At 62.6% G+C, this 26,813-nt stretch carries 28 protein-coding genes and 1 tRNA gene; 13 read left to right on the top strand and 16 right to left on the bottom strand.

Annotation, left to right across the window (positions count from 1 at the left end; translation table 11 throughout):
• The first annotated feature begins 2 nt into the window (after positions 1 to 2).
• Both aroB and QF092_RS04405 read left to right on the top strand, forming a co-directional pair.
• On the top strand, positions 3 to 1,118 hold the full coding sequence (gene aroB / locus QF092_RS04410; protein ID WP_281469766.1) for a 3-dehydroquinate synthase: 1,116 nt from the start codon (positions 3 to 5) through the stop codon (positions 1,116 to 1,118).
• 73 nt (positions 1,119 to 1,191) lie between these two features.
• Positions 1,192 to 2,673, top strand: coding sequence for an alpha/beta hydrolase (locus QF092_RS04405; protein WP_281467988.1), 1,482 nt, complete (start codon positions 1,192 to 1,194; stop codon positions 2,671 to 2,673).
• 93 nt (positions 2,674 to 2,766) lie between these two features.
• Here the strand turns inward: QF092_RS04405 and QF092_RS04400 are convergent.
• Positions 2,767 to 2,841 (bottom strand) — tRNA-Gln (locus QF092_RS04400).
• A 102-nt stretch (positions 2,842 to 2,943) separates the two neighbouring features.
• Here QF092_RS04400 and QF092_RS04395 point away from each other — a divergent pair.
• Positions 2,944 to 4,125, top strand: coding sequence for a BaiN/RdsA family NAD(P)/FAD-dependent oxidoreductase (locus tag QF092_RS04395; RefSeq protein ID WP_281467986.1), 1,182 nt, complete (start codon positions 2,944 to 2,946; stop codon positions 4,123 to 4,125).
• 237 nt (positions 4,126 to 4,362) lie between these two features.
• Here the strand turns inward: QF092_RS04395 and kdsA are convergent, their stop codons facing one another.
• The 4 genes from kdsA to QF092_RS04375 form a co-directional block, all read right to left on the bottom strand.
• Positions 4,363 to 5,193 carry a 3-deoxy-8-phosphooctulonate synthase gene (gene kdsA / locus QF092_RS04390; RefSeq protein WP_281467984.1) on the bottom strand — a complete coding sequence of 277 codons (831 nt, stop codon included), beginning with the start codon at positions 5,191 to 5,193 and terminating at the stop codon, positions 4,363 to 4,365.
• Positions 5,194 to 5,201: 8 nt separating this feature from the next.
• On the bottom strand, positions 5,202 to 6,938 hold the full coding sequence (locus QF092_RS04385; protein ID WP_281467982.1) for a capsule biosynthesis protein: 1,737 nt from the start codon (positions 6,936 to 6,938) through the stop codon (positions 5,202 to 5,204).
• Entirely contained in the window at positions 6,922 to 7,581 is a 660-nt protein-coding gene (locus QF092_RS04380) for an ABC transporter ATP-binding protein (protein ID WP_281467980.1), read from the bottom strand. Before QF092_RS04380 ends, QF092_RS04385 begins: the two co-directional genes overlap by 17 nt.
• 160 nt (positions 7,582 to 7,741) lie before the next feature.
• Positions 7,742 to 8,953, bottom strand: coding sequence for a Na+/H+ antiporter NhaA (locus tag QF092_RS04375; protein ID WP_281467979.1), 1,212 nt, complete (start codon positions 8,951 to 8,953; stop codon positions 7,742 to 7,744).
• Positions 8,954 to 9,119: 166 nt separating this feature from the next.
• On the opposite strand from QF092_RS04375, the gene QF092_RS04370 reads away from it, so the two are divergent.
• The 5 genes from QF092_RS04370 (at position 9,120) to QF092_RS04350 (ending at position 12,230) form a co-directional block, all read left to right on the top strand.
• Entirely contained in the window at positions 9,120 to 9,731 is a 612-nt protein-coding gene (locus QF092_RS04370; protein ID WP_281467976.1) for a uracil-DNA glycosylase family protein, read from the top strand.
• Positions 9,728 to 10,510, top strand: coding sequence for an SseB family protein (locus QF092_RS04365; RefSeq protein ID WP_281467974.1), 783 nt, complete (start codon positions 9,728 to 9,730; stop codon positions 10,508 to 10,510). Before QF092_RS04370 ends, QF092_RS04365 begins: the two co-directional genes overlap by 4 nt.
• A 148-nt stretch (positions 10,511 to 10,658) precedes the next feature.
• Positions 10,659 to 11,123 (top strand): 50S ribosomal protein L13, encoded by a 465-nt coding sequence (gene rplM / locus QF092_RS04360; protein WP_281467972.1) that lies wholly within the window; start codon positions 10,659 to 10,661, stop codon positions 11,121 to 11,123.
• 2 nt (positions 11,124 to 11,125) lie between these two features.
• On the top strand, positions 11,126 to 11,617 hold the full coding sequence (rpsI, locus tag QF092_RS04355; RefSeq protein ID WP_281467971.1) for a 30S ribosomal protein S9: 492 nt from the start codon (positions 11,126 to 11,128) through the stop codon (positions 11,615 to 11,617).
• Between the two features lie 379 nt (positions 11,618 to 11,996).
• Positions 11,997 to 12,230, top strand: coding sequence for a hypothetical protein (locus tag QF092_RS04350; protein WP_281467968.1), 234 nt, complete (start codon positions 11,997 to 11,999; stop codon positions 12,228 to 12,230).
• A gap of 121 nt (positions 12,231 to 12,351) precedes the next feature.
• Here QF092_RS04350 and QF092_RS04345 read toward each other — a convergent pair whose 3' ends face one another.
• Positions 12,352 to 12,573, bottom strand: coding sequence for a DUF1127 domain-containing protein (locus tag QF092_RS04345; protein ID WP_281467966.1), 222 nt, complete (start codon positions 12,571 to 12,573; stop codon positions 12,352 to 12,354).
• Positions 12,574 to 12,655: 82 nt separating this feature from the next.
• Between QF092_RS04345 and QF092_RS04340 the strand changes: the two genes are divergently transcribed.
• The 5 genes from QF092_RS04340 (at position 12,656) to QF092_RS04320 (ending at position 17,447) form a co-directional block, all read left to right on the top strand.
• Positions 12,656 to 14,062: an aminotransferase-like domain-containing protein gene (locus QF092_RS04340; protein ID WP_281467964.1), complete on the top strand. Its 1,407-nt coding sequence runs from the start codon at positions 12,656 to 12,658 to the stop codon at positions 14,060 to 14,062.
• Between the two features lie 187 nt (positions 14,063 to 14,249).
• Positions 14,250 to 14,507, top strand: a complete 258-nt coding sequence (locus tag QF092_RS04335; RefSeq protein WP_281467962.1) for a hypothetical protein — start codon at positions 14,250 to 14,252, stop codon at positions 14,505 to 14,507.
• A 173-nt stretch (positions 14,508 to 14,680) separates the two neighbouring features.
• Positions 14,681 to 15,553, top strand: coding sequence for an ABC transporter permease (locus QF092_RS04330; RefSeq protein WP_281467960.1), 873 nt, complete (start codon positions 14,681 to 14,683; stop codon positions 15,551 to 15,553).
• Complete coding sequence (locus tag QF092_RS04325; RefSeq protein WP_281467958.1) at positions 15,550 to 16,356, top strand: ABC transporter permease; 807 nt, start codon at positions 15,550 to 15,552, stop codon at positions 16,354 to 16,356. Before QF092_RS04330 ends, QF092_RS04325 begins: the two co-directional genes overlap by 4 nt.
• A gap of 14 nt (positions 16,357 to 16,370) precedes the next feature.
• The gene (locus tag QF092_RS04320; protein WP_281469764.1) at positions 16,371 to 17,447 is read left to right on the top strand and encodes an ABC transporter ATP-binding protein; all 1,077 of its coding nucleotides are present in this window, start codon (positions 16,371 to 16,373) and stop codon (positions 17,445 to 17,447) included.
• A gap of 30 nt (positions 17,448 to 17,477) precedes the next feature.
• Here QF092_RS04320 and QF092_RS04315 read toward each other — a convergent pair whose 3' ends face one another.
• The 10 genes from QF092_RS04315 to QF092_RS04270 form a co-directional block, all read right to left on the bottom strand.
• Complete coding sequence (locus QF092_RS04315) at positions 17,478 to 18,092, bottom strand: TetR/AcrR family transcriptional regulator (RefSeq protein WP_281467956.1); 615 nt, start codon at positions 18,090 to 18,092, stop codon at positions 17,478 to 17,480.
• A gap of 1 nt (position 18,093) precedes the next feature.
• On the bottom strand, positions 18,094 to 18,969 hold the full coding sequence (gene ppk2, locus QF092_RS04310; RefSeq protein ID WP_281467954.1) for a polyphosphate kinase 2: 876 nt from the start codon (positions 18,967 to 18,969) through the stop codon (positions 18,094 to 18,096).
• A gap of 45 nt (positions 18,970 to 19,014) precedes the next feature.
• Positions 19,015 to 19,980, bottom strand: coding sequence for an alpha/beta fold hydrolase (locus tag QF092_RS04305; protein WP_281467951.1), 966 nt, complete (start codon positions 19,978 to 19,980; stop codon positions 19,015 to 19,017).
• Positions 19,955 to 20,872, bottom strand: coding sequence for a homoserine O-acetyltransferase MetA (gene metA, locus QF092_RS04300; protein WP_281467949.1), 918 nt, complete (start codon positions 20,870 to 20,872; stop codon positions 19,955 to 19,957). The genes QF092_RS04305 and metA overlap by 26 nt, the downstream gene beginning before the upstream one ends.
• A 55-nt stretch (positions 20,873 to 20,927) precedes the next feature.
• On the bottom strand, positions 20,928 to 21,791 hold the full coding sequence (locus QF092_RS04295) for an ATPase (RefSeq protein ID WP_281467947.1): 864 nt from the start codon (positions 21,789 to 21,791) through the stop codon (positions 20,928 to 20,930).
• A gap of 114 nt (positions 21,792 to 21,905) precedes the next feature.
• Positions 21,906 to 23,024, bottom strand: coding sequence for an OmpP1/FadL family transporter (locus QF092_RS04290; protein ID WP_337250653.1), 1,119 nt, complete (start codon positions 23,022 to 23,024; stop codon positions 21,906 to 21,908).
• 97 nt (positions 23,025 to 23,121) lie between these two features.
• Positions 23,122 to 24,015, bottom strand: a complete 894-nt coding sequence (locus QF092_RS04285; protein ID WP_281467945.1) for a DMT family transporter — start codon at positions 24,013 to 24,015, stop codon at positions 23,122 to 23,124.
• Between the two features lie 51 nt (positions 24,016 to 24,066).
• Positions 24,067 to 24,330: a hypothetical protein gene (locus QF092_RS04280; protein WP_281467944.1), complete on the bottom strand. Its 264-nt coding sequence runs from the start codon at positions 24,328 to 24,330 to the stop codon at positions 24,067 to 24,069.
• Between the two features lie 183 nt (positions 24,331 to 24,513).
• The gene (locus tag QF092_RS04275; RefSeq protein ID WP_281467942.1) at positions 24,514 to 25,509 is read right to left on the bottom strand and encodes a zinc-dependent alcohol dehydrogenase family protein; all 996 of its coding nucleotides are present in this window, start codon (positions 25,507 to 25,509) and stop codon (positions 24,514 to 24,516) included.
• 87 nt (positions 25,510 to 25,596) lie between these two features.
• Complete coding sequence (locus tag QF092_RS04270; RefSeq protein ID WP_281467940.1) at positions 25,597 to 26,631, bottom strand: hypothetical protein; 1,035 nt, start codon at positions 26,629 to 26,631, stop codon at positions 25,597 to 25,599.
• Positions 26,632 to 26,813 lie beyond the last annotated feature (182 nt).

Raw genomic sequence — 26,813 nt, 5'->3', positions numbered from 1 at the left:
CGATGGCGCTGGATGTGGTTCCGGTCGCACTTGGTGCGCGGTCCTATGAGGTGCGAGTCGGTCCCGGCCTGATTGACCGTGCCGGGGCTGAAATCGCCCCTCTTTTGGCGCGCAAACGTGCGGCGGTCATCACCGATGAAAACGTGGCCAAGTTGCATCTGCCGCGTCTGGTTGCAGCCCTTGAGGCAGAGGGAATTGCCGTGGCAACCCTTGTCCTTCCGGCGGGTGAGGCCACGAAAAGCTGGCCGCATTTTTCGCGCGCTGTCGAATGGTTGCTGGAACAAAGGATTGAACGGCGCGACATCGTGGTGGCCTTGGGTGGTGGCGTTATCGGCGATTTGGTGGGTTTTGCGGCGGCTGTGCTGCGGCGTGGCGTGCGGTTCGTGCAGATCCCGACCAGCTTGCTTGCGCAGGTCGACAGTTCTGTCGGTGGCAAGACCGGGATCAACACGGCACAGGGAAAGAATCTGGTTGGGGCCTTTCACCAGCCCTCGCTGGTTCTGGCTGACATCGGCGTGTTGGACAGCCTGCCACGCCGCGACTTTCTTGCTGGCTACGGAGAGGTCGTAAAATACGGATTGCTCGGAGATTCCGCATTCTTCGAATGGCTGGAACGGGCAGGACCCGGCCTTGCCACGACGCCTGATGATCTGCAACGGGCAGTGCGTCGTTCGGTCGAGATGAAGGCCGGAATCGTAGAACGAGACGAGACCGAGGAAGGCGAGCGTGCGCTTTTGAACCTTGGCCACACCTTCTGCCATGCGCTTGAAAAGGCGACAGGCTACTCGGACCGTTTGCTTCATGGCGAAGGCGTCGCCATCGGCTGTGCGCTGGCTTTCGAATTGTCTCAAAGGCTTGGCCTGTGTTCGCAAGAGGCACCAAGCCGGGTGCGTGCGCATTTGCGGGCGATGGGGATGAAGGTGGACTTGGCCGATATTCAAGGCGATCTGCCCAATACGGCCGAGCTTGTCCGTCTCATGGGGCAGGATAAGAAGGTGATCGATGGGCGGCTGCGGTTCATTCTTGCCGAGGGGATCGGGGCGGCCTTTGTGGCCGAGGATGTGCCCCTGGACGTGGTGACAACGCTTTTGGATGATGCCTTGGGGCAGCGCCGCTAGAGGCAGGCAAGCACTGGCTGCCCAAGCGGTTTGGGCTAAATGCCAACAAGCAGGTAAGACGGGGGAGCGACCGTTGCGCATCGTCGTGATGCTTTTGGCGGTGATCGCCGCTTGTCTTTCGATCTGGTCGCTTGAGGCGGGGCGCAACGGCCTGACAATTGGGCCCTTTCCCATCGCCGATGGGCCACCCGCAACCCTCTATGAACCGCAAGGGCAGGCTGCAGCGCCCGTTGTCGTGATTGCCCACGGCTTTGCAGGTTCGCGGCAGTTGATGGAGGCTTATGCCCTGACGCTGTCGCGGGCGGGATACCTTGTGGTCAGCTATGATCTTACAGGCCATGGGCGTAACCCCCGGCCGATGACGGGGGATGTGACCTCGATCGATGGGACGACCCGGCTTTTGGTGGAAGAGGTTCGGCAGGTGGCGAAGGCGGCCCTGAGGCATCCCCGTGCCGATGGGCGACTGGCCTATCTTGGGCATTCGATGGCCTCGGACATCATCATTCGCGCCGCGGCGGATGAGCCGAAACCGGATGCCATCGTCGCGATCTCTGCCTTTTCTTTGGCGGTGACAGAGGATTTTCCAGCCAATCTCTTGTTGGTGACGGGGGCATGGGAAGACGGGCTTGCCGATGCCGCGCAAGCGATGCTGCGCCTTGCCGATCCGACGGCGGCATTGGGCCAGACGGTGGGTGATCCGGCCATGGGAAATGGGCGGCGCGCGGTTCTTGCGCCGGGGGTGGAACATGTGGGTGTTCTTTATTCCGCCCCCGCGCAACAAGAGGCGGTAGAGTGGCTGAATGCCACTTTTGGCTTGCAGGAGAAGGCGGAACCAGCCCCGCGCGGGCTATGGATCATGCTGTTGCTTGTGGCCATGGCGGCATTGGCTTGGCCGATGGCGCGGCTGCTGCCAAAGGGTCCGGCGCAGAGCCGGGTGGGTCTTCGCCCATTTCTTTGGGCTACTGGATTTCCACTGCTGGTGGTGCCTTTGGCTCTGGCGCCCCTGCGAACACAGGTTTTGCCTGTTCTCGTGGCGGATTACCTTGTCTTGCATTTTGCAGCCTATGGCATGCTTGGTCTGCTTGCCCTTTGGCGCAACGGACTGCTGCGGGGGCAGTTCCCGCCGCGGGTTTGGCCGCTGGCGGCAGCGGTTGCCGTCTTTGCCATAGCGGTGATCGGGGGCATGCTGGATCGGTATGTCGCCTCGTTCCTTCCCAACGCAGGGCGGCTGGTGATTATCGCCGGTTTGGCCTTGGGGACGGTTCCCTATCTTGTCAGCGACGCGATCCTGACCGAGGGCGGTCGGGCGCCCCTTTGGCGGGTGCTGGCGGCGCGGGGCGGGTTCTTGGTATCGCTGATGGGCGCGGTGGCCCTGAACTTCGACCGTCTGATGTTTCTGTTGATCATTCTGCCGATCATCCTGCTGTTCTTCGTGATTTTTGGCACGATGGCAGGCTGGATCGGGCGGCGGACGGGGTTGCCGGCCATCGCGGGCATCGGATTCGGGCTACTGCTTGCGTGGGCGCTTGGGGTGACTTTCCCGCTTTTTGCCTGAAGGTGCAGGGGGTCCGTGCCGCGGCGGGCAGAGGAGAAGGCCAGAGAGCAACCACCTGACCATTGCGGAAAAATCGGCGCGATTTCTGATGATTGGCTGGGGCGCTAGGATTCGAACCTAGGTATGGCGGTACCAAAAACCGCTGCCTTACCACTTGGCGACGCCCCAACCGTGCGGCGGTGTTTAGCGAAGGCTTTGGAGGGGTGCAAGGGGGGATGCGGAAAAATCAGGGGCGATTGCGGGGCACGTTGTGAGGCGATAGGGAGAGCCATGCAAGAGGCCGATATCATCATCTTGGGCGCCGGGGCGGCGGGCATGTTTGCCGCGATCGAGGCGGGGCGGCGGGGGCGTCGTGTCGTGGTGATCGATCACGCCAAGGCGGCGGGGGAAAAGATCCGCATTTCTGGCGGGGGCCGCTGCAATTTTACCAATACAGGGATCGCGGTTGACCGATTTCTGGGACGAAATCCGCGATTTGCGCTTTCGGCGCTGCGGCGGTTCACGGCGCAGGATTTCATCGCGCGGGTCGATGCGGCGGGAATCGCATGGCATGAAAAGACGTTAGGCCAACTGTTCTGCGATGGATCTTCCAAGGAAATCATCGCGTTACTTTTGAATGACTTACGCCGCGCCGGGGTTGATCTGTGGCTGTCCTGCACAGTGGGCGAGGTGCGGCGGGACGGCGGGGGGCGGTTCGTCGTGGAGACGGGGCGCGGGCCTTTGCGGGCGGGGGCCTTGATGGTTGCAACAGGGGGAAAGTCGATCCCAAAGATGGGAGCCACCGGATTGGGCTATCGCTTGGCCGAACAATTCGGTCTGCCCGTGACCGAAACACGGCCAGCCTTGGTTCCTTTTACCTTTGCAGAACAAGAGCTTGCATGGATGGCGCCGCTTGCCGGTGTGGCGGTTCCGGGGCGCGTTGGGTGCGGGAAGACACGCTTTGACGAGGCAATTCTATTCACGCATCGGGGCCTTTCGGGGCCGGCCGTTTTGCAGATTTCATCCTATTGGCGGGAGGGTGAGGCGATCCAAGTGAACCTTGCGCCGGGGCAGGATGTGACGAATTTTCTGGCGGCGGAGAAGAAGGCGAATGGGCGGATGGCGCTGCGGACGGCGCTTGGAAAGCTGTTGCCGGAGAAGCTGGCGCGGCTGGTGGAGGCGCAGGCAGGTGTCGATAAGCCTTTGGCAGAAATAGGAAAACCGCAGCTTGACGAGATCGGACGGCGGGTGACGGAGTGGTCATTGCGGCCGGTGGGGACCGAGGGCTATCGGACGGCGGAAGTGACGCTGGGCGGTGTGGATACCGATGCGCTGGACGCGCGGACGATGGAGGCCAAGGGCGTGCCCGGCCTTTATTTCATTGGGGAAGTTGTCGATATCACCGGCTGGTTGGGAGGGTATAATTTCCAATGGGCCTGGTCTTCGGGATGGGTGGCGGGACAGGCCGCCTGACCCTGCAACGGTTGTGCCCTGTTTTGTGCCGGATTTTGTGCAGCAAACTGTGGGCACGGAGCGCGCGCTGAGGCAGGGATTGGTAAGGCAGAGTTAATCCCGCACCGCCGCCTGACCCTGCAACGGCTGAGCCCTGTTTTGTGCCGGATTTTGTGCAGCAAATTGTGGGCACGGAGCGCGCGCTGGGGCAGGGTTTTGGTAAGGCGGGGTGAACCCCGCCCTGTGGGGCCTGGGTCTTCAGATGCGGATCGGGTCGGCCTTGGCGAGACGGTCGAAGGCCATCAGACTTTCGACAAGCGCGGGCATCTGCGACAGCGGGATCATGTTCGGGCCGTCGGACGGGGCGGTATCCGGGGCCTCATGCGTTTCGATGAAGACGCCTGCGATCCCCAAAGAGACAGCGGCCCGTGCCATCACCGGGGCGAATTCGCGCTGCCCGCCCGATGAGCCGCCCTGACCGCCCGGCTGCTGCACCGAATGGGTGGCGTCCATGATGACGGGCCAGCCCGTGCGGGCCATGCGGGGCAGGGCGCGCATATCGGCGACGAGTGTGTTGTAGCCAAAGCTGGTGCCACGCTCCGTCAGAAGGATGCGGTCGTTTCCGGTGGAGGCCACCTTGTCGGCGACATTGTCCATATCCCAGGGCGCGAGGAACTGGCCCTTCTTGATATTGACCACGGCCCCGGTTTCCCCTGCCGCAAGAAGAAGGTCGGTCTGGCGGCAAAGGAAGGCCGGGATCTGGATCACATCGACGACCTGCGCCGCCAAACGGGCCTGATCAGGATCATGGATATCGGTCAGGACCGGCATGCCCATGGCGCGCACGGCCTGCAACACCTGCAACCCGGCGTCGATCCCCATCCCGCGCTTGCCCTTGAGCGAGGTGCGGTTGGCTTTGTCATAGCTGGCCTTGAACACATATTGCGCGCCGGCCTTGGCGCAGGCCTCGGCCATCGTGCCTGCGATCATCTGGGCATGGTCAAGGCTTTCAAGCTGGCACGGGCCAGCGATGACGAGAAGCGGGCTGTCATTGCTGACGGACAGCCCGCCGATCTGGACGTTCTTCATCTTGTTCCTCAGGCCGAGACCTGTTCGCGCAGGATTGCGGCGGTCATCGACAGGAGCAGGTATATACCGGCAAAAATCAGCATGGCCACCACCGTGTTTTCGAATGCGCGGGGATAGGTCGCCTCGTCCGGGGCCACGGGGGCCACCGACAAGGAGATGTAGCGGGCCTGTCGGTTCGCCTCGATCCGCGCGGTTTCCATGGCCTGAAGTGCCTCGGCCAGCATCATCTGGCGGGTTTCGGCATCGGCCTCGGCCAGTGCCAGTTCGGACTGCACACGGGCAAGGGATTGGCCGCTGGCGTCATCTTCGGTCAGGCGGGCGCGCAGGGTGGCGATTTCGGTTTCAAGCGTCGCGATGCGGCGCTTGAGCGGGTCCATCCGGGCCTGATTGGGGGTGGCGTTCGCCTCCATCTGCGCCAGCGACAGCTTGTCGGAGGTCAGTTGCCCTTCGAGCTGTCCGATCTGGCTGGTGATGAGGCTGACCTCAACCTCGGAGGAGAGGACCTTGAAGGTTTCTTGCAATTGCACGGCGCGCGTGCGGGCGTCACGCAGCGCTGTCTCTGCTTCGGAATAGCTTTCACGGGCGCCGCGCATCGCATCTTCGCGCAGGCGTTGGGTGAGTTGGTCGACCTGTTCTTCGGCATAGCCGATCAGGGCGCGCGAGAAGCGGACAGAGGTTTCGGCATCGGGGGCGATCACCTCCATCCGGATGATGCCTTCGGTCGGGTCGTAGGACACGCGGACGTTGCGCTTGTAGATCTTGTAGGCCGCTTCGTTTGTGGCATCGGGTTCGAGCCGTTGGATCGGGTCCATTTCCGGAGCCTCGAACACCTGGCGGAAGCCGATATCCTGATCAAGCCGCAGCATGGCATCGCGCGATTGCAGATAGCCCTGCACGGTGATGGAATCCTGCATATTCGCCATGGGCGTGTTCATCAGCCCGCCCATCGTGGTGCCTGTGCCGCTGGGCGGTTGGGCGACCTGAATGACGAATTCGGTATTGGTGGCGTAAAGCGGCGTGGCCACGCGGTAGTAATAGAAGCCTGCAAGGAAGGTGGGCAGGAAGACGAAGAAGAAGAGCCGCGCCATCAGGAGCAGCGACCGGCGGCGGCGGCGGCGCATCAGATCCTGCTGCATCCTCATCAGTTCGGCGGCGTGGTTCACCTCTTCGCCGACATTGGCGGGCATCTTGGTGGGTTTGATCGTCTGCGGCAGGCGCTGGCCTGCCGGGACGGGCATCAACGATCCGCCTGAAGCGCCCGGCATCGCCTCATCCTCGGCGACGATATCGACGACGGGATTGGGGCGGAAGGGATCAAGCCCGGCCTGACGCAAGAGGCGGACGGCATCGAAATCGGAGGTGGCGGGCAGGCCGTATTTCTGGGCCATCCGGCGGGCAAGGCGCAATTGGCGACCCGTCAGGCCTTCGCGGCGGATCGCATCAAGATCGGCGCTTGCGGTGGCGCCGGCCATGGACGAGGCGGCGGTGGGGCCTGTTTCGGCATCGTCATCGGCGGTGGCGGCAGTCGGGAAGGGCGTGGGGCCAAAGCCATCTTCGGTTTGGGCAAAGAGCGCCTCATCCGGCCGCTGCGGGCGGGGAGGGGGCGCGCCGAGGGCAGAGCTATCGGAGGGCTGGCTGTGCGCGGCTGCGGTCTCGGTCACAAGGCGTGGCACGGGACGTGGAGCAGCGTCTTCGGCGACCGGATCGGGCCGCCGCGTATTGTACCGCTTAACCTTGAGTTTCATAATCATACAGCCGTTTTGCTTCTTCCAACGTATCGAACACGGTCAGGCGGCCGTTTTTAAGGACTGCCGCCTGTTTGCAGAATTTTTCCAGCGTCGAGGCCTGATGGGAGACGACGATCACGGTGGCCTCTTGCAGCCTTTGACGCAGGACGGCGCCGGCTTTGCGGTTGAATTCGGCATCGGTGCTGGCGGGCATGCCTTCATCGATGAGGTAGATGTCGAATTCAAGCGCAAGCAGGAGCGCGAAGGAGAACCGGCTGCGCATCCCTGAGGAATAGGTGCCGACGGGCATGTCGAAATATTCGCCGATATCGCAAAGCCAGCGGCAGAAGCTTTCGACATAGTCCGGATCAAGGCCGTAAAGGCGCGCGATGTAGCGGGCGTTTTCCGTTGCGCTGTGGCGGCTGATCACGCCGCCCATGAAGCCCAAGGGAAAGGAGATGCGCGAGGAGCGGCGTATGGTGCCTTCATCCGGCTGTTCGAGGCCCGCCATCATGTTGATGATCGTGGTCTTGCCCGCGCCATTCGATGCGAGGATGCCGAGGGAATTGCCAAGTTCGACCCGAAACGTCGCCTGATTCAGAATGATCTTCCGTGTGCGGCCTGTCCAGAAGGACTTCGAGACGTTTTCGAACTCGATCATAGCTGCCCTTTGCGAAAGCCGCGTTTCGGATCGGAGGCTGCCGACCGCCGCGGGACGCCTCACTTGTTACCCTTGTAGCGGCTAGCTGCCCTTTGGGGCGACATTATGTCGGAATTCACCGTCCTCTGACAATGGGCCAAGGAATCCTTTCACTGTTTCGCTAACGTTGCATGAAGCGCGCCAAGAGCAGCGCGAGGGGAGCGGCCAAGAGCGAGAGGGCGAGGCCAAGGCGCGCCGCCTCGGCCATGGCGCCACCGGGCAGCGCGCTGTCAAGCGCGAGGACGGGGGCGGTAAAGCCGATGCCCGAGATGACGGCCACAAGGACAATATCGCGGATGCGCACGCCTGCGGGCATGGGCAGGCGGAAGAGGCGCGCAGCGAGCAGGGCGCCCGCAACAAGGCCTGCGGGTTTGCCCACCCACATGGCGGCAAGGACCGAGGCGGTGGTGGGGCCGAACGCGGCGAGGTCCACCCCGCCACGTGTGATCCCGAAGAGGAAGAGGACGACCGACAGGGGGCGCACCATGAGATGGGCCAGACGGTTGAGCGGGTCTGTCAGAAACTCTTCCGCCTCGGCAAACAGGCCGAAGGCGCGGTCGGCATGGGGGATGGCGGGGATGATCGGCAAAAGGCCAAGCGCACCGGGCAGGCCCGCCGCCACGACGCCAAACCAACTTGCTGCGCCGGCCAGAAGATAGGGCCAGAGCGCAAGGCCCCGGCGACGGGCGAGTTCGGTCGCCCCTTGCCCGACAAAGCGGCCATGAAAGCGCCAGACGGCGAAGGAGGCGGCAAGGGGCAGGGCCAGCCACAGAAGTTGCAGCCCGGCATAGGGATAGACGAGACCGAGAAGGGTGATGCCGATGACATTTGACGCGATGGTCAGCAAGAGCAGCAGATGCAGCGCCGGATGGCCCGCGCCAAAGACGGCCCGCCCCACGACATAGCCGATAACGATGTCCGATCCGATGGGCAGCGGCCAGCCCGTCCCGGCGGGCACCCATTCGCTTGTGGCATAAAGCGCCGTATGCAGCCACCAGAGCGCCACCGCACCCAAAGCCGCCCCAAGCGCCGCACCCATCGGCAAAAGCGCGCGCCGCCCAGCCAAGGCCCCGCGAGAAAGGATCAGCGCTTCCCACAACTCCTTGCCGACGAAGAACAAAAAGAAGGCCATCAACAGGTCCGAGGCCACGAACATCGGTGTCACGACAAGGTCGTCGCCCGCGATCCATGCCGGTTTGGCAAGATCAAGCAGGCGGAATTCCACCGCATCGTAATAGGTTGCGGGCGAGAGGTTCACCCAAAGCGTCGCAATCCCGACGCCGCCCAAAAGCGCCCAAGCAAAACGTCGCACGAAAGGGGATACGCGGTACATTCTCGCAGCTCCCGTGGCAGCGGGCCATGCGTTGGGCCTATGCGCAGCCGGGGCCTGCTGCAAGATATGTGAAGCAGGGTTGGGGCGGGGTGTTGCCTCGGCGCCATGACGGCCCCATCCTTTGCCCGCCCGTTTTGCGCCGCCCCGGACCCCGATCGAACCAACCATGACCAACGCCCTTTCTGCCGCAGCGCTTGCCGAACAGATCCGCGCTTGCAGGATTTGTGCCGACCGCTTTGCCGCGACGGCGACCGCGCATGCGCCGCGGCCTGTCGTCTGGTTCCGCCCCGGCGCGCGGCTGTTGATCGCGGGGCAGGCGCCGGGGGCGCGGGTGCATGCCTCGGGTCGGCCCTTTTCCGATGCGTCGGGGGATCGGCTGCGGGCGTGGTGCGGGTTGTCGGAGGCCGAGTTCTATGACCAGACGCGCGTGGCCATCGCGCCGATGGCCTTTTGCTTTCCGGGCTACGACGGCAAGGGGGCGGATCTGCCGCCACCTCCGATTTGCGCGCGGACATGGCGGGACAGGGTGGTGGCCTCGTTGCCGGAGGTGCGGCTGACGCTGGCCATTGGCGGGGCGGCGCAGGGCTGGCATTTGGGCAAGGGGCCGGTTGCGGGGCGCGTGGCAGACTGGCGCAGCCATGCGGAACAGGGCGTCTGGCCCTTGCCGCATCCGTCTTGGCGCAATACCGGGTGGCTGAAGCGCAACCCGTGGTTTGAGGCGGAGGTGGTTCCCGCCCTGCGCCACCGCATCCGCGCCCTGATGGAGGATACCGTATGACGCCCCTAGACGCCGCCCATGCCGCGATGGAACGAGACGGGGCCGATGAGGCGGATCGCCTGCGGTTCTTCGGCTGTCTGGCGGATGGGGAGTTCTTTTTGCTTTTGGAGGAAGAGGCGGTGGGGAGCGATCTGAAACCCCGCATCTTTCCGCTGGAGGATGGCCCCGTCGTCCTGATCTTTGATCTGGAAGAGCGGATGGCCGAATTCACCGGGGGCATCGCGCCCTATGCGGCCCTGCCGGGACGGGTGATCGCGCAGGTTCTGGCGGGGCAGGGCGTGGGGTTGGGCGTCAATCTGGGCGTGGCACCATCGCAGATGATCCTGCCGCCTGAGGCTTTGGAATGGTTGTCGGGGATGCTGGAGACCGCCCCGGAAGAGGTGGAGGCGCGGCCTGTGGCCTTTTACGCGCCGGGGGATTTGCCGGAACGGCTGATCGAGGCAGTGACGGGGAAGCTCGCGCGGGCGGGGGGGTTGGCTGCGGCGGCCTTTCTGGTGGCGGTGCGCTATCAGGGGGGCGCGAAGGGGCATCTGATGGCCTTCATCGATGCCGCAGAGGGGGCCGAGGCCGCGCTTGCGCGCGCCATCCGCGAGGCGCTGGCCTTTTCGGGGGTGGAGGCGGGGATGATCGACGTGGTCTTTCTGGTTGGCAGCGATCCCGTGGCGGGGCAGGTGGCGCGGGTGGGGCGGCAGTTTGATCTGCCCGTGCCGGTGCGGCCCGAACGGCCCGCACCCGCGGCGCCCGGAACCGATCCGGCGCGTCCGCCGAAGCTGCGTTGAATGGGGTAATATAATACCGATTTTGTAACATATTGTTTTGGCGTCATTATTTGTTTTCCGTGACACTTGACCCGATGCAGCCCTTACGCGATAAGCCGCCATCCGAGATTCCGGGGGTTCGCCCCCGCTTCAATTCACAGGGTTCGAGATGAAAACCTTCACGGCTACGCCGGCGGACATCGAGAAGAAGTGGATCCTGATCGATGCCGAGGGCATCGTTCTGGGCCGCCTCGCCACGATCGTCGCCAATATCCTGCGCGGCAAGAACAAGCCGACCTTCACCCCCCATATGGACATGGGTGACAATGTCATCGTGATCAACGCCGACAAGATCCAGATGACCGGCAACAAGCGCAACGACAAGGTCTATTACTGGCACACCGGGCATCCGGGCGGCATCAAGAGCCGCACCGCCCGTCAGGTGCTGGAGGGCAACCACCCCGAGCGTGTGGTGATCAAGGCCGTCGAACGGATGATCACCCGCAACCGTCTGGGCCGTCAGCAGATGACCAACCTGCGCGTCTATGCGGGTGCCGCCCATCCGCACGAAGCCCAGCAGCCCACCGTTCTGGACCTGAAGGCCCTGAACCCGAAGAACACGCGGAGCGCCTGATCATGGCCGACATCAAATCTCTCGACGATCTGAAATCGGCCGTTGCCGGGTCCGCCGCGCCCGCCGCTGCAGAAGCCGCTGCGCCCAAGGCACCCGTGCGCGATGCGCTGGGTCGGTCCTATGCCACGGGCAAGCGCAAGGATGCGGTCGCCCGCGTCTGGGTGAAGCCGGGTTCGGGCAAGGTTGTGGTGAATGGCAAGGAGATGGCGGCCTATTTCGCGCGTCCCGTGCTGCAGATGATCCTGAAGCAGCCCTTCCAGATCGCCAATGTGGAAGGCCAGTTCGACGTGTACGCCACGGTGGCGGGCGGCGGTCTTTCCGGTCAGGCCGGGGCGGTGAAGCACGGCATCTCGAAAGCGCTGCAGCTTTATGAACCGAGCCTGCGCCCCGCGCTGAAGGCCGCAGGGTTCCTGACCCGCGACAGCCGCGTGGTGGAACGGAAGAAATACGGCAAGCGCAAGGCGCGTCGGTCCTTCCAGTTCTCCAAGCGCTGATCTGGTTGTCTTTTGTGGAAGGCCCGCCCTTGTGGCGGGCCTTTTGCTTTGTCGGGGTTTCGGCACAATGTGCATCTGCGCACAGGTTTGGCGCAGAGGGCCGAAACGGTGCCTTGGTCACCTGCCTTTCACCGTCGCGTGACTGGCTATTGGCAATAAAGATTAACTTTCGCTGGGTTTGCGGTGGGTTTTGAGGCCAAAACGGGGGTATCATTAAGTTTCATTCACAAGGCCCAAATCTGCGTGAGACGGTGCGATTTTCTTGTGATTTTTCAAAGACAAGGCGAAGTGCCATCTCTGTCTCACCGGGGCGAAACGGGACCCGTTGCCCAGATCGGGCAAGAAACACCCTGAACCACTGTTGAAAGAGAGACATATCATGAAAAAGCTTCTTCTCGCCTCTGCCCTGATGGCTGCTGCGTCGACGGCCTCTTTTGCGATGAACATGGATGCGGAACTGCCGCTGTCGATCAAGATCGAAGCGCGCGCTTTGGTGCCGAATGCCGATCTGGACAACCTGACCGAAGCCCAAGCCTTGGCCATCGCGAATGCGGTCCACGGCGATCAGGGGGATGCGGCGGCGCAGATCCGGTCGATTCTGATCAACGGCTGATCAGGTCCTTGAATGCAGATGTGGAAGGCGGCGGGTCTTGGCCCGCCGCTTTCTTATTGTGCGGCCAAAAAAGAAGGCCGGGGCGAACCCGGCCAAGTCAGGGGAGCGGTGGCGGGGGGGATCAGTCCCGCCAAAAGGGTTTCGTGCCCTCAGACTGCGCCTGATCGGGCGTGAGGCCGATATCGCGGAGGATGTGGTCATCGAGCCGGGTTAGGGCGCTGCGGCTGTTACGACGCTGTTCCCACGCAGCCAAAAGCAGCGCGACCGACACGAGCAGACGCGACAGCGGCGGCAGGCTGGTGGGGATGGCGCGGGGCAGGGCGCGGGCGGTCATTTTCAGCATCCTTTTTTGTATTGATACAAAGTGTCTGTGTTGCTATGAATTATTGATACAATAGACAAAGCGCCCCGGCCAGAGGAACATTGTGACTGACACAATATGGAAGCCCGACCTTGCGGCCTATCCCGGCCCTAAATATCTGGCCCTGTCGCGCGCCCTGCGTGAGGCGATCCGGTCGGGCGAATTGGCCGAAGGGGCGCAGCTGCCCACCGTGCGCGATCTGGCTTGGGGGCTTGGGGTCACGCCGGGGACGGTGTCGCGGGCTTATGCGCTGGCCACGCAAGAGGGGTTGCTTGCGGCGACGGTGGGGCGCGGCACCTTTGTTGCGGCCCGCGCGCCGCGCCTTGGCCCGACCCAGCCCCTGCTTTTGGAGCGGGAACCCGATCAGATCAACGGGCGGATCGACTTGCGCGCGCCGCGCCTGCCGGATGTGGGGCAGATGCAGGCCTTTGCCGAGGCGCTGCGCGACAGTCTGGCGAATTTGACCGATGACTGGATCGACTATCCGACCCAGCGGGGGGAACTTCCCTTGCGGCGTGCCCTGTGCGATTGGCTGGCGGATCGCAATCTGGGCAAGATCGACCTTGACGATATCGCACTGACGGCGGGGGGGCAGAATGCCATCAGCCTGATTTTCCTGTGCTGTCTGCGTGGGGATCGGCCTGTCGTTCTGACCGAGGAACTGGCCTATCCCGGCTTTCGCCATGCCGCGCGTCTGGCGCGGGCCGAGGTGGTGGGGGTCGAGACGGATGACCGCGGCATGATCCCCGAAGCGCTGGAGGCGGCCTGTCGGCGACACGGGGCGCAAGTCCTGTGCCTGACGACCGAGGCGCAGAACCCCACGACGGCGCGGCTGACGCCGGAGCGGCGGGAACGGATCGTCGCGATTGCCCGGCATTTTGATCTGCAGATCATCGAGGATGATTGCTACACGCTGTCCGATAGCGAATGGCCGTCCCTGCGGGCGCTTGCGCCAGAACGGGTCTGGCATGTGGGCAGCCTGTCGAAGACCGTCTCGGCGGCGCTGCGTTTTGGCTATATCGTCTGCCCGTCGGGGATGGGGGAAACGGGGCGGTTGACGGCGCAGCATGCGTTTTTCGCGCTGGCCAAGCCGGTCAGCGAATTGTGCCTGCATCTGTTCGAAACCGGGGCCGCGCAGGAGATCCGCCGCAAGGTGAGCGAGGATCTGGATGCCCGGATCAGGATCATGGTGAACCATCTGGGGCGGTTCGATCTGCTGTGGCAGCCGGGATTGCGCTTTGCCTTTTTGAACCTGCCGATGGGGTGGCGGGCATCGACCTTTACCCGGATGGCCGAGGCGGAGGGAGTTCTGGTGCGGTCGGCGGATGAATATGCCCTGATCCACGGGCGCGCGCCCCATGCGGTGCGGATCGCCTTGGCCGGAAACATATCGGAAGAGCGGTTCGCACTGGCGATGGAGAAGTTGGCGGGGCTCTTGTCGCGCCCGCCTTATGACCCGCCCGCCGTGTGATTGCGGCGGGATTGTGGCAAGTTTGCGAAGGGCTTTGCCACAATCCACCTGTAAAGGGGCCATTCTGTGGCGCGAAAGTCCCGAATTTCGCGATTGTGTGGGGATTGATCCTGTCTTGCTTGACCCAAGGCGGTCGCGTGCCGATCTTTACAATTAATAATCGAGCAACTCACAAATGGACCCGAAAATGGGACAACAGGCATTCTTTCATGCGCCGCATGGTGGCGCGGATTTCCTTGGTATCCGGCAATCGCGTTCGGGCGCGACAGAGATCGTCTATGACGACGGGGTCGCCCGCCGCATGGTCTGGCGCGTTGCGGGCAAGCCGCAGGACGGCAAGCTGTCGGATGCGCTGCGCACGGCGGTGGGGTCGCTGCGGGTGCTGCCGACGCTGTATGATGAGTTGAAGAAACGGTCGATTTCGATCGAGCGTGTGGGGGGCTGATCCCCGGCCCGCCCGGACCAGCCATCCTTCGAAATAATCTGCTTGAAATTCAGGCATCTGCAATGCAATTGACCGGCCGGCGCGCGTTCGTCGGCCGGTGTCACTTGCGCTGCGGCTTTTGTTGCGGCTAAATTTGATCAAAGTCCAAGAAACACGTGCCAACAGGGGGCATGATGGCAACCAGCACAGGCAAGGTCGGCCAAGGCCGATCAGAGGCGGCCAATGGCTTGCTTCTTGTAAGCCCGACCTTGATCTATGCGGTGTTGCTGCTTGCGGCGCCGCTTTTGACGGTGGTGATTTATTCGCTTTCGTTGGAAGAGGGCGGGTTCGGGATCGACAATTACGCAACCGTCTGGTCGGACCGGATCAACCAGTTGCTGATCATGCGGTCCTTGACGGTTTCCTTCTCGGTCACGCTGGTGACGGTGCTTTTGGCCTATCCGGTGGCCTATTTCGTCAGCTTTTACGTGAAGCCTGAGCGCAAGTCGCTGTGGCTGTTCCTGATCACCATCCCGTTCTGGACGAGCTATCTGATCCGCGTGTTCCTGTGGAAGGTGATCCTTGGCTATAACGGCGTGATCAATTCGGGCCTGATGTCCATTGGGCTGATTGATGAACCTTTGCAGGCCATCAACTATAACGTGCCCGCGCTGGTGATGACGCTGGCCCATGCCTATGCGCCTTTTGCCATCCTGCCCATCTTCGTGGCGTTGGAGAAGATCGACCGCTCCTTCCTTGAGGCAGGGCGCGATCTGGGGGAAAGCCAGTTCATGACCTTTATCCGCGTGACGCTGCCCCTGTCGATGCCGGGGGTGATTGCGGCGGTGCTGATCGTGTTCATCCCGACGGTGGGCGATTACGTGACGCCCGACCTGATCGGGGGCGGCAAGCTGCCGATGATCGCGAACCGGATCGAGAGCACGCTTTTGAAACAGAACAACCGTGAGCTGGGGTCGGCCATCGCGGTGACGGCGATGCTGGTCGTGGCCTTGGTGAGCGTGGTCTTCCTGCTGCTGAACCGCCGTTTCCTGAGGGGTGCGAAATGAAATCGCCCGGTTTTCGCGCCTATACGATCGGTTATCTGATCTTTCTTTACGCGCCCATCGTCCTGTTGCCGATGTTTGCCTTTAACGACAGCCGCGTGATCGCCTTCCCTTTGCAAGGCTTTACCACGGCCTGGTTCAAGGAGATGTGGGAGGATACGACGCTTTGGAATGCGGTGCGGAATTCCGCCATCATCGCGATTTCGGTTGCTGTCCTGTCCACCACGCTGGGGCTGTTTGCGGCGCGGGCGTCGACACGGTTCAACTTTCCGGTCAAGACGGGGATCATGGGGCTGATCATGCTGCCGCTTGTGCTGCCCGAAATGATCGTTGCCATGTCGATGCTGGTGGTGCTGCTGGCGGTGGGGATCGAATTGTCGATCTTTACCATCATCCTTGGCCATGTGCTGATCTGCACGCCCTTTGCCGTGGCGATCCTGTCTTCGGCCTTTCAATCGCTGGATCGGTCGCTGGAAGAGGCGGCCTATGATCTGGGGGAGACGCCGCTTTCCACCTTTTGGCTGATCATCCTGCCTTTGGTCATGCCGGGGATCATCTCATCCCTTCTGATCTGTTTCACGATCAGTCTGGACGAATTCATCATCGCCTATTTCCTTGGCGGGAACGAGACGGTGCTGTCGGTCTATATCTATGGCCAGTTCCGTTTCCCGGCCAAGGTGCCCGCAATCATGGCGCTGGGGACGATCCTTGTTCTTCTGTCTATCACCCTTCTTGCAATCGCTGAATACTTCCGCCGCCGCGGCATCGCGAAGTCGGGCGGCAAGGATACCGGAGGCTTCTTGTGACCCAGTCCGACGCAATGATCGAGTTCCGGGACGTCCATAAATATTACGGCGATTATCACGCGCTGCGCGGGATCACCGGGACGATCCGGCCGGGGGAGTTCTTTTCGCTGCTGGGTCCGTCGGGCTGTGGCAAGACCACGCTTTTGCGCACCATTGCGGGGTTTGAGGATATCTCGTCCGGGGCGGTGCTGGTGGATGGGCGCGATATGGCGGGGGTGCCTGCGAACAAGCGGCCCACCAATATGGTGTTCCAGTCCTATGCCATCTTCCCCCATCTGTCGGTGGAAGAGAATGTGGGCTTTGGCCTGCGTCGCGACCCGCGTTCAAAAGAAGACAAGGCCCGCGCCGTGGGCGAGGCGCTGGAGATGGTCGGGCTAAAGGGCTATGGCAAGCGGGCGGCGCATGCGCTTTCGGGCGGGCAGCGGCAGCGCGTGGCGCTGGCGCGGGCGCTGATCCTGAAGCCGAAGGTGTTGCTGTTGGATGAGCCGCTTTCCGCGCTGGACAAGAAGATGCGCGAGCAGATGCAGGTTGAACTGATCAAGCTGCAGCGGCAGGTCGGCATCACCTTCATTCTGGTCACCCATGATCAGGAAGAGGCGCTGGTCATGTCGGACCGGATCGCCGTGATGTTCGAGGGTGAGATTGCCCAGCTGGCCGATCCTGAAACGCTCTATCGTCGCCCGAACAGCCGGAAGGTGGCGGATTTCATCGGGACGATGAATTTCCTGCCCGCCAAGGTGCTGGAGGAAGGGGCCGATGCGGTGGAGATTGATGCGGCAGGCTTTGGCCGCATCCATATCGAGGCGCGGCAGGTGATGGGCGGGGCCACGGCAGAAGGCGCGACCGTGGGGTTCCGGCCCGAGACGCTGACCATCCTCTATGATGGCAGTGCCGCGACAGACCGCGAAAGCATGGCGACGATCGAAGAGGTCGTCTATTTCGGTGACATGACCTATTACGACGTGAAGATCGATGGGACGGAAAGCCCAGTGCGCATTTCGATGCGCAACGTCTTTGGGCGGCCCGTGCTGGATCGTGGCGCGCGGGCGCGGGTGGGGTGGTCACCGGGGGCTTTGGTTCTGTTCCGGTAAGGTGGGGTCAACCCCACCCTATGGATCGGGTCAGCGGTCAGGGGGCAGAAGGCCCAAGCCGCGCAGATAGATGCCGATCCCGCTTTCCAGCAGGTCTTCGGGGGTGAAGGGCGATTTCGCGCCCGGCGCGCCGCGCATGTAGAGTTCGACCACGCCATGGGACATGGCCCAGATATGGGCCGAGAACATGGTGGCCGGGGGGCGGCGGTCGGGGGGCATTTGTTCGGACAGTTTTTCGGCCGCTTTCTCGATCACCGCGCGCGCTTTGCCCGCGACAAGGGCAAGGTCGGGATGCGCGTTGAAGGACAGGCCGCTTTCAAACATTGCCATGTAATGGCCGGGATATTTGCGCGCGAAGGCAAGATAGGCGCGACCCGTCGCCTCAAACGCCGCAAGGGCAGAGGGTTGGCCATCGGCATAGGCGAATTCCATCAGCGCGGCGAAGATGTCATAGCCTTGGCGCGCAACCTCGGCGATCAGATCGTCGCGGCCTGCGAAATGGCGATAGACAGCGGCGGGGGTGACATCGGCGCGTTTTGCCGCCTCGGACAGGGTAAAGCCTGAGGGGCCGCGTTCGGCAATAAGGACAAGTGCCGCTTCGACCAAAGCCTGCCGCAGATTGCCGTGGTGATAGCCGTGCTTCATTTCATCCTTTCGGGCGCAAGTCAGGCCCGCCGCAGATCGCCGCATCCGGCGCGCCGATCAGGGTATCGTCCTTGCCCGTATAATCGACCGCGCGCAGCACGGTCTGGATCGCCGCAATGCGCGCGCGCTTTTTGTCATCCGACAGGATCACCGTCCAGGGCGCAAAGTCGAAATGGCTGCGCTGCATGGTTTCGTCAATGGCGGCGCAGTAATCATCCCATTTGCCAAGGCCCTGAATATCGATGGGCGAGAGTTTCCACTGTTTCAGCGGGTCCTGTTCGCGGGCGAGGAAACGGCGGAGTTGTTCGGCGCGGCCCACTTCGAGCCAGAGCTTCACGAGGGTGAAGCCTTCATCCACGAGCATATGTTCAAACTCGGGAAGTTGGCGGAAGAAGGTTTCGCGCTGCGCGGGCGTGCAGAAGCCGAAAACATGTTCCACCATGGCGCGATTATACCAGCTGCGGTCGAACATCGCCATTTCGCCAGCGGCGGGCAGCCAATCGACATAGCGCTGGAAATACCAGCTTGCCGCTTCGCGGTCGGAGGGTTTTGAGAGCGCCACGACATTGCACACACGCGGGTTCAGGTTTTCGCGCATCACGTCGATGGTGCCGCCTTTTCCTGCCGCGTCGCGCCCTTCGAAGATGACGATGACGCGTTTGCCGGATGCCTTGATATCGGCTTGCATGCGGACGAGTTGGCGTTGCAGGGCCCCCATCGTGGCGTCGTAATCCTTGCGCTTCATCTCCTCGGCGTAAGGATAGCCGGGGGTAAGGAGGTCATCCTTCCCGGCGCTTTCGATGGCCTTGCGGATGGCCTTGGGGGCATCCTTGCGGAAATAGCGGCTGATCGCGCCGTCAAAGGGCAGGTCGGTCATGATGTCCTCGCAACTGTTACCCCGCCAGTATGGCGATGGGCGGGGTTAGCGCAATCCGGCACGGGCGGCGGCGCGGTTGATGGCGGCGATGACCTCATCGGGGTGGGTGTGATGCGGCATATGGCCAGCGCCGTCGATCAGGACGAGGTTGCCATTGGGCAGAAGGCGCGACAGCGGCAGGGCGTGGATCGTGGCGGGAACGACCGTATCGGCAGTGCCGTGCAGGATTTCGACGGGAATATCTAGTCGCGGATAGGCGTCCGACATCCGCACGACATGGGGGCGCAGGTTCGTCACCTGCGCGGCGTTCACGCGCAGCGTGTCGCGCCGCATCGTCAGGGGGGCGCCGACGTAATCGGTATAGCCGGGCGGGGGGGCATCGGGGGCGAATATGCCCGCGACCACCGCCTCGGTCTGTTTGGGGCCGGCAAAGGCCGTGATGGCGGGGATGACGGTGGCGGCACCAAGCCTGCTGCCCGTGATTGCGTAATAAGGGCCAAGACCACCGGGCCACGGCATCGTCGCCCCCGACAGGATCACCGCCCCCGCGACATTCGCTGTATCGGTAAGCGCCCAGGCCAGAGCGACCGATCCACCGTAGGAATGGCCAAGGATAATGGGGCGGCGGATGTCGAGCTGGGCGGCGGCCCTTTGCAAGAGCGCGGCTTGCATCATGGGGCTTATGCCATCCGGCCCCAGATCATCGGACCAGCCCAGACCGGGACGATCAAAGGCGATGACGCGGTAATCCTGCGCCAGACGGTCAACAAGTCCGAAGGTGAAATCCCGCGTGTTGCCGCTGGCCCCATGGATCAGGATCAGATCCGGCCCGCTGCCCTGCACATGGGCATGGACCTGTTTGCCATCCACTTCGATCAGTTGCCCCGTCGGGGGATAGGCTGCCTCGGCCGCAGATTCGCGCGCTGTGGCGCGGCGGTCCGTCACGACGGCGCAGCCGCCGATGACGGTTGCAGCAAGGAAGAGGCTAAGTGCCAATCTCGGCGATCTCATAGGGCGTGGACTGGTAAATCTCGTTTATCCAGTTGCCATATAGAAGATGGGCGTGGCTTCTCCAGCGATTGAGGGGGGGCATCGCGGGGTTGTCATCGGGATAGTAGTTCAGGGGCACGTTGATGGGCGTGCCATTGGCCACGTCACGGTCATATTCCTGTTTGAGCGTGCCGCTGTCATATTCGAAATGGTTGAAGATATAGAGCGCGCGGTGACCCGGGTCTTCGACCAGACAAGGGCCAACCTCTTCCGACCCCAGAAGCGTGCGCAGGGCGGGGCGGGCGTCAATCTCGGCCTGCCGCATTTCGGTCCAGCGGGAAACCGGGATGACGAAATCATCGGAAAAGCCGCGCAGATAGGGCGAGGTGGGCGCAAGGTTGCGGTGGCGGAAGCAGCCGAAGGCCTTTTTCGCTAACATGTGCTTTTCCACGCCGTGGAAGTGGTTGATCATTGCCATCCCGCCCCAGCAGACGCCGAAGGTGGATTGAACATGGGTTTGCGTCCAGTCGAAGACTTCGCACAACTCATCCCAATAGGTGACCTCTTCGAAGGCCAGATGTTCGATGGGCGCGCCGGTGATGATGAGGCCGTCGAACTTTTCATCCTTCACGTCCTGAAAGGGGCGGTAGAAGGTTTCCATATGTTCGGCGGCGGTATTGCGCGTCTGATGTTCGGTCATGCGGATCAGATGCAGGTCAATCTGCAAGGGCGTGGCCCCGATCAGGCGGGCGAACTGGTTTTCGGTCTGAATCTTCTTGGGCATCAGGTTCAAAAGCCCGATGCGCAGGGGGCGGATATCCTGCCGCGCCGCCCGTTCGGGCGACATGACCATGACGCCTTCGTTCCGCAGAACGTCATAGGCGGGCAGGGTCTCGGGCAGGGTGATGGGCATGGGTAAACTCGTCTGTTCAATCAGGCGGCGTATCTAGGCGCTGTCGGCGCGGCGATCAAGCGGGGGTGGTATCCAGCGCCTTTGCAATCAGGTCGTCGAACTGGGCGGCATCCTTGACCATCGCCACCTCTTCGGCGGTGACGGTGACACCCCATTTGGCCATGGCGGCATAGCGCGGTTGCCGATGGGCCAGCAGGCGGGCATAGCCAAAGCGGAGGAAGGCGTCGGGATCGACCTGATCTTCGGGCTTGCCTTCCTGCGCCAAATATTCGGCCCAGAGCGTGGCAAGGAAGTCGGGCTGGTAATAGATCGGCTTTGGCGCCTTGTCGAAACGGCGGATGAGGGCGTCGCGATGCGCCTCGCCGCCCTTGATCCAGACCATGAGCAGCTGGCTGGAGAGGGCGGTCATCACCGGATCGGCGGGATCGGTGGCATCGACCACCTCGCAGATCGACCCGCCGCTGTCGCAGACAAAGTTGGAATAGCCATAGATATCGCGCGCCCGGTCGATGAAGCGGAGCGTGTCGTGCAGCGCCGCGATCTCGGCCTCGCGGTGCTGGGCTTGACGGGTGCAATATTCGGCGAAGGGCACGCCGCCCTGCGCGGGATTGCCGGGCTTGCCCAGATAGGTGGAGAGGGGGGCGAGATTGTCGAAAGTGATGTTGGAGGCGATATAGACGCTGTCCGTCATTAGGAGTTCGCGCAGGAGCGGGACCTTCATCGCCTCGCGCTTGAAGTTGTCGGCGATGTATTCGCCCATGTAGCGCGTGCCGATGCGGTAATCGACGGAGTAGTGAAACCAGCCGCCCGCATCGCGCAGAAGGTTGGAGAGGTGGGTCTTGCCAAGGCCGGACATGCCGAACAGAAGGACGCGCTTTTCCCGCGCCGCCCGGAAGTCTGCCCCGTTTCGGTAGATCATCGTCCGCTCTCCCATCCTGTTCGTGCGTGATAGCGAAGCAGGGCGGGGATTTCACGCGGAAAAGCAAAAGGCCCCGCATCAGGGATGCGGGGCCTTTGATGCGATTTCGTGGGATCAGAAGGACCAACCAACCTTCACGCCAACACCAAGTGCCGAATTGCCGGTCATGCTCGCGCGAGCCACATCGGGAGTGCCGGTTTCCGGCTGCGCATCGCCCAGCTTGGTGTAGTTCACACCGAAGGACACCTTCATGTTCTCATGCGAATAGATGCCGCCAACGGTCAGACCGATACGGCCGTCAGTCGGGGCGAGCGGAGAAACGAGGTTATCCGTTCCCTTGCCTTCATACGAGACAGACACGCTGCCGGCCCAAGTTTCGTTGAAGCGACGCCCGATACCAAGCGAGTATGTGACGCTGTCTTCCAGATCGATAAGACCGCCACCTGCCAATCCGACGAATGCCGTCGGGTCGACGCGGAAGGCCGACCAATCAACCCAACGGATCTGTCCGAAAAGCAAAGTGTCCTCGGCGATGCCGGACTGGAAGTCGAGGTTCACAGATTGCGGCAGGGTTACATTTGTTACCGATTGTGGGGCGATTTGCGCTGCGCCAAGCCTTTCGGTCGTCAGGAAGTCATGCTTGACCTCGGAATTGTAGGTCAGCGCGACGCGAAGCGCGATATCCGGGATTTCGTAGGCCACACCGACAAGGTAGCCGGGCGCGACATCAGACCCTAGGGTCACGTTATAGGTGCTCAAGCCAGCATAGGCCGCTCCTTGCAAGCGGATGAAGCCATCGCTCTTGGTTGCTCGCAGACCGGCGTGAACCGACACGCGGTCGTTGAACTTGTAGCGCAGGATACCCGTCAACTGGGTCGAGGTTGCTTCGGCGTTTGTTCCGCCCAGAGCGGCGGATGTCGCTGAGTAAAGAACGTCGGCCCCAAATGGCTGGTCAAGGTTCAGCGCAAAAGAAAGCTGATCATTGATGTCGTATTTGTAGCTAAAGGCCAATTGCGTGTAGTCGCTGGCAACATCGCCCGTGGCACCGCCGCCGAAGAGAGCGACGTCGTTGCCTGACACTTCGGGTTTGACCGCCCCGAAAGACAGTTCAACATAACGACCCTTCTCAAACAAAGCGCCCAGACCTTGACCGGACCGATCGATACCGCCTGCCTGCGCCGTCAGGGTTCCGACCACCAGCGCGGTGGTTGCCCCCAGCATTGTTTTCATCATGACCATAATCCCTCTACTCCTCCCACGCTCATCCCCAATGAGCTACAATCATTAAAAGTAGGTGCAGGCGAAATTACGGTCAATTCATGACGCCGCGTCACGGATTTGTGACCTGCACAACTGTTGCACGCTTGCGCGTTTCGGCGCGGATATTGGCCCAATTTCCCAGAAAGATAATGGCCGCGCCCAGAAGAACGTAAGGATCAAGCGGTTCGGCATAGATCAGTATCCCGACGGCTGCGATCACGGGAAGGCGTGCGAAATCGATGGGGATCACATAGCTGGCCGGGGCGAGGGACAGCGCCGTGGTCAGGCAAAGATGGGCCAACACACCGCAAAAGCCGATGAGCATCAGCCAAGGCAGGGTCTGGCCTGTGGGAAGGTGGATCACCCCGTCAAAGCCCGCCATGCCAAGCCCGAAAATGCCTTGCATCAGCGTCAGCCAGAACAGGATGGAGACGATGCTTTCGCGCTGGGTCAGTTTTTTCGTCAGGATGCCCGTCACGGCAAAGCAGAGCGCGCTGCCTGCCGCCGCCAGAACGCCAGGATCAAGGGCTGCGAAATCCGGGCGCGCGACCAGCAGGATGCCGATGAACCCCATGGCGGCGGCGAAGAGACGGGCGCGGGTCAGCTTTTCCCCCAAGAAAAGCGGCGAAAGCAGGATCACCCAGATGGGCGAGGTAAACTCAAGCGCGAAAACCTGCGCCAGCGGGATCATTGTCAGCGCCCAGAACCACAGGTTTTGCCCCGTGAAATGCACCAGATTGCGCAACAGATGTTCGCCCAAACGGTTGCGGCGGATTTCGGCCAGACGGCCCAGCGCGGCCCCTATGGCAAGGACAAGGCAAAAGCCCACCACGGAGCGCCAAAGCATGATTTCAAAGGTATCATGCTGGCCCGAGACCGCGCGCCCCGCGATGGCCATCGCGGTGAAGGAAAAGATCGAGCCGGTCATCCAGACCGCGGCGGCGATGGGGCGATGCGTTGTCATGGCGGGACAGTTCCCGCCCACAAAGAGAAAGTCCAGCCCCCGCGCTTGGGTCTATTCGTCTTCGTCGTCGGGGCTGTAGCAGAAGATCAGGCAGGCTGTGGCCAATGGCAAGGCAATGAACAGCTTCAGAAGCGTAAGGTCATGCCGCCCCGCAATGAGGGACATCAGGGCCAGCACCGCCGTCACAATCAGGACCAAGGGGGCCAAGACAAGGCGCAGCCAAGGCCAGCGGGCCAAGCCGCGCCGCATGCGCGCGCCCCATTTCCCGATGGGAGAGGCAAGGCGCGCGACCATTCCGATAATCGCGTCAGTCATTTGTCCGGGTCAGTAACCTAAGCATTCCACCCTGCTTACGGGTCGATTGTGGCAGATTTTCGGAAGGATGGAACCGGCGACTGGCCGTTTGTCTATGGCTGATGCGCCTTCGGTATGGGCAAGGCCATGGTCATTCGGCGATGCAGAAGGGGTAGGCCTGCCGGTTTCATGGCGGATCTTTCCCTAGCCACGGGGCAGGACGATGGCGCGAATCTCTCCGGGGCGGGCGGGGTTGGCGATGGCCTCGGCGGCCTCTTCCAACGGGAGCGTGCGGGAGATCAGGGGGGCGATCTGCAATTTGCCTTGGGCGATCATCGCCGCCGCGCGGTCTTGGGTGAATGGGTTGATGAAGGAGGACAGGAACTGCACCTCGCGGAAAAGCAGGTCGAAGGGTTCGATCTGCACCTTTTGTCCGGCAGGGAGGACACCGAGGATCACCACGCGCCCGCCGTCGCGCGTCAGGCGGGGTGCGGCCTCGACCGTGTCGCTGACGCCTGCGCATTCCACCACCAGATCGGCGCCTTTGGGCCAAAGCTTGCGCGCCTCATCTTCGGTGCCGGCCGTCACCACCGCGCCAAGCCGCCGCCCCAGCGCCTGTTTCGCGGATTGGCGGGTGAGCAGCATCACCTCGGCCCCCGCCAAGGCGCAGAGTTGCAGCGCGAGCATGCCGATGACGCCACCGCCAAGGATCATCACCCGTTCGCCGGGCATGGGCGCGCCGATATCGATGCCGTGGATCGTGCAGGCAAGCGGTTCGCAAAAGGCCCCGTGCAGCGGATCAAGGTCGGGGGGCAGAAGATGCGCCTTATGCGCGGGGAAGGCGCAGAATTCGGCAAAGCCTCCGTCACGGCCAAGGCCCGTGGCCACGTTGTTCTGACACAGGTTCACCCGCCCGCGACGGCAGGCCGGGCAATGGCCGCACCATGTGTTCGGGTCGCAGGTCACGCGCGCGCCTTCGGGAAGTGTCACGCCTTCGCCGCAGTCCACGACGATGCCTGCGAATTCATGGCCCAGAGTGAGCGGCGGTTTTGACGGAAACTCGCCATGCAGAAGATGGCGGTCGGTGCCACAGATGCCGCAGGCCTCGACCCGGATCAGCACCTCGCCGGGGCCGGGCTTTGGCACGGGCACATCGGCGGTGCGGATATCGTTGACGGCGAAAAGACGGGTGGCGCGCATGGTTGACCCCTTTGGCTTGGCGAAGCGTCCTTCATCCCTGGCCTGTCGGTCAATCCCCTGCGCGATAAGGGGGGGCGGCGGAAGGCATCATGGTCGGCGGATCGGGGGAAAGCTGCCGGGGGGGAGGTCTTCGCCGCGCGCGAGCCGTTCGACTGTGTCTTCAAGACGTCTGATCTGCTGGGCCTGCATGAGCGTTATTTCCACCAGCGCATCCAAGATGCGATCCTTGACCGGGCCGGGGTCGGGGGCGGGTCTTGGCGTGCCCTTGCCCTTGGTGCGCGGATCAAAGCCGCAGACCGCGGCGACGCGGTCGAAGAAGGCCGCGTTTTCCGCAACGACCTGCGGCGTTTCGCTGTAATCAAGACAGGCGGCGATGACGTCGTCCAGCCGCGCGACCTTGTCCAGATTGGGCAGGACAAGCCGGTTAAAGCGTTCTGGAAGTACGGTCGCCTTGAAGGCATCGTTGAAAAGCGCGCGAAGGATGATTTCCGCGTCTTCGGCGCGTTCAAGTTCCCGGTCTGGCGAAGGGGGCAGGCGAAGGCCGATGGCGGCCGAGAAATCGGCCACCACATCAGGGGCATCGTCATAGCTGCGCAGTTCAAGAAGTTCGGGGGATTGTTCGTGCCACTCCAGAATGCCCCGATACCAGCTGACCAGCCGACGCGCTTTTTCTGGATAGGGCCGCACCCGCCCTGGCGAGAGCTTGTGTCGCACGCCCCATTGCACAAAGGCCGAGGGCAGCCAGTCGATCGGGTTGCGGACATAGGCGATGACGCGGACCGAAACGCCCAGTTCCCGAATGCGATCCACCATTGGCCTGAGAAGGATGGCCTTGCCGGCCAAAGCCTCGTTCGAGAGGATGAAGGTGTCCACGCCATCGACGGCATGGCGCTGCTTCATATGTGAGACAAGAATATCGCCCGCCGTGCGGATCGTTTCGGCATCCTGCGTGAAGAATTCCGTCTGATTGTTCAGGGCCTTGACGCGCGGATCGACCATGTCCAGCCACATGCCAAGGTAATGGGCGCGTTGCGCGCGCAGGGCATCGGTGCTGTTGGCCAGCCGTTTCTGGATGGAGGAGGTGCCGGTCTTGCCCATGCCGACATGCAGGATCAGCCTCATGCCTTGGCCCCAGTGGGTTCAGGCCGGATTGCCCGCAGGGCGGCACCTGTGCCGGGGCAGGCGGCAGGGCCGATCAATTCGGCCGGATCGGGAAGGGACATAGGACACTCGATACTCTGGTTCACATTGGAGAAAGGCTACTCTTTCCAAAGGGCAGACGGCAAGGCCGCGCGGCCTTTTGG

The organism is Fuscovulum ytuae (genome assembly GCF_029953595.1).
GTDB lineage: Bacteria > Pseudomonadota > Alphaproteobacteria > Rhodobacterales > Rhodobacteraceae > Paragemmobacter > Paragemmobacter ytuae.
Note: the sequence above shows the minus strand (reverse complement) of the source record. Positions and strands in the feature narration are given on the sequence as shown.

Bases quoted from the DNA above. Each gene is read 5' to 3' on its own strand.
- aroB (WP_281469766.1), top strand. From the start codon at position 3: ATGGCGCTGGATGTGGTTCCGGTCGCACTTGGTGCGCGGTCCTATGAG.
- QF092_RS04395 (WP_281467986.1), top strand. From the start codon at position 2,944: ATGCAAGAGGCCGATATCATCATCTTGGGCGCCGGGGCGGCGGGCATG.
- kdsA (WP_281467984.1), bottom strand. From the start codon at position 5,193: ATGAAGAACGTCCAGATCGGCGGGCTGTCCGTCAGCAATGACAGCCCG.
- QF092_RS04385 (WP_281467982.1), bottom strand. From the start codon at position 6,938: ATGAAACTCAAGGTTAAGCGGTACAATACGCGGCGGCCCGATCCGGTC.
- QF092_RS04380 (WP_281467980.1), bottom strand. From the start codon at position 7,581: ATGATCGAGTTCGAAAACGTCTCGAAGTCCTTCTGGACAGGCCGCACA.
- QF092_RS04375 (WP_281467979.1), bottom strand. From the start codon at position 8,953: ATGTACCGCGTATCCCCTTTCGTGCGACGTTTTGCTTGGGCGCTTTTG.
- QF092_RS04370 (WP_281467976.1), top strand. From the start codon at position 9,120: ATGACCAACGCCCTTTCTGCCGCAGCGCTTGCCGAACAGATCCGCGCT.
- QF092_RS04365 (WP_281467974.1), top strand. From the start codon at position 9,728: ATGACGCCCCTAGACGCCGCCCATGCCGCGATGGAACGAGACGGGGCC.
- rplM (WP_281467972.1), top strand. From the start codon at position 10,659: ATGAAAACCTTCACGGCTACGCCGGCGGACATCGAGAAGAAGTGGATC.
- rpsI (WP_281467971.1), top strand. From the start codon at position 11,126: ATGGCCGACATCAAATCTCTCGACGATCTGAAATCGGCCGTTGCCGGG.
- QF092_RS04350 (WP_281467968.1), top strand. From the start codon at position 11,997: ATGAAAAAGCTTCTTCTCGCCTCTGCCCTGATGGCTGCTGCGTCGACG.
- QF092_RS04345 (WP_281467966.1), bottom strand. From the start codon at position 12,573: ATGCTGAAAATGACCGCCCGCGCCCTGCCCCGCGCCATCCCCACCAGC.
- QF092_RS04335 (WP_281467962.1), top strand. From the start codon at position 14,250: ATGGGACAACAGGCATTCTTTCATGCGCCGCATGGTGGCGCGGATTTC.
- QF092_RS04330 (WP_281467960.1), top strand. From the start codon at position 14,681: ATGGCAACCAGCACAGGCAAGGTCGGCCAAGGCCGATCAGAGGCGGCC.
- QF092_RS04325 (WP_281467958.1), top strand. From the start codon at position 15,550: ATGAAATCGCCCGGTTTTCGCGCCTATACGATCGGTTATCTGATCTTT.
- QF092_RS04320 (WP_281469764.1), top strand. From the start codon at position 16,371: ATGATCGAGTTCCGGGACGTCCATAAATATTACGGCGATTATCACGCG.
- QF092_RS04315 (WP_281467956.1), bottom strand. From the start codon at position 18,092: ATGAAGCACGGCTATCACCACGGCAATCTGCGGCAGGCTTTGGTCGAA.
- ppk2 (WP_281467954.1), bottom strand. From the start codon at position 18,969: ATGACCGACCTGCCCTTTGACGGCGCGATCAGCCGCTATTTCCGCAAG.
- QF092_RS04305 (WP_281467951.1), bottom strand. From the start codon at position 19,980: ATGAGATCGCCGAGATTGGCACTTAGCCTCTTCCTTGCTGCAACCGTC.
- metA (WP_281467949.1), bottom strand. From the start codon at position 20,872: ATGCCCATCACCCTGCCCGAGACCCTGCCCGCCTATGACGTTCTGCGG.
- QF092_RS04295 (WP_281467947.1), bottom strand. From the start codon at position 21,791: ATGATCTACCGAAACGGGGCAGACTTCCGGGCGGCGCGGGAAAAGCGC.
- QF092_RS04290 (WP_337250653.1), bottom strand. From the start codon at position 23,024: ATGATGAAAACAATGCTGGGGGCAACCACCGCGCTGGTGGTCGGAACC.
- QF092_RS04285 (WP_281467945.1), bottom strand. From the start codon at position 24,015: ATGACAACGCATCGCCCCATCGCCGCCGCGGTCTGGATGACCGGCTCG.
- QF092_RS04280 (WP_281467944.1), bottom strand. From the start codon at position 24,330: ATGACTGACGCGATTATCGGAATGGTCGCGCGCCTTGCCTCTCCCATC.
- QF092_RS04275 (WP_281467942.1), bottom strand. From the start codon at position 25,509: ATGCGCGCCACCCGTCTTTTCGCCGTCAACGATATCCGCACCGCCGAT.
- QF092_RS04270 (WP_281467940.1), bottom strand. From the start codon at position 26,631: ATGAGGCTGATCCTGCATGTCGGCATGGGCAAGACCGGCACCTCCTCC.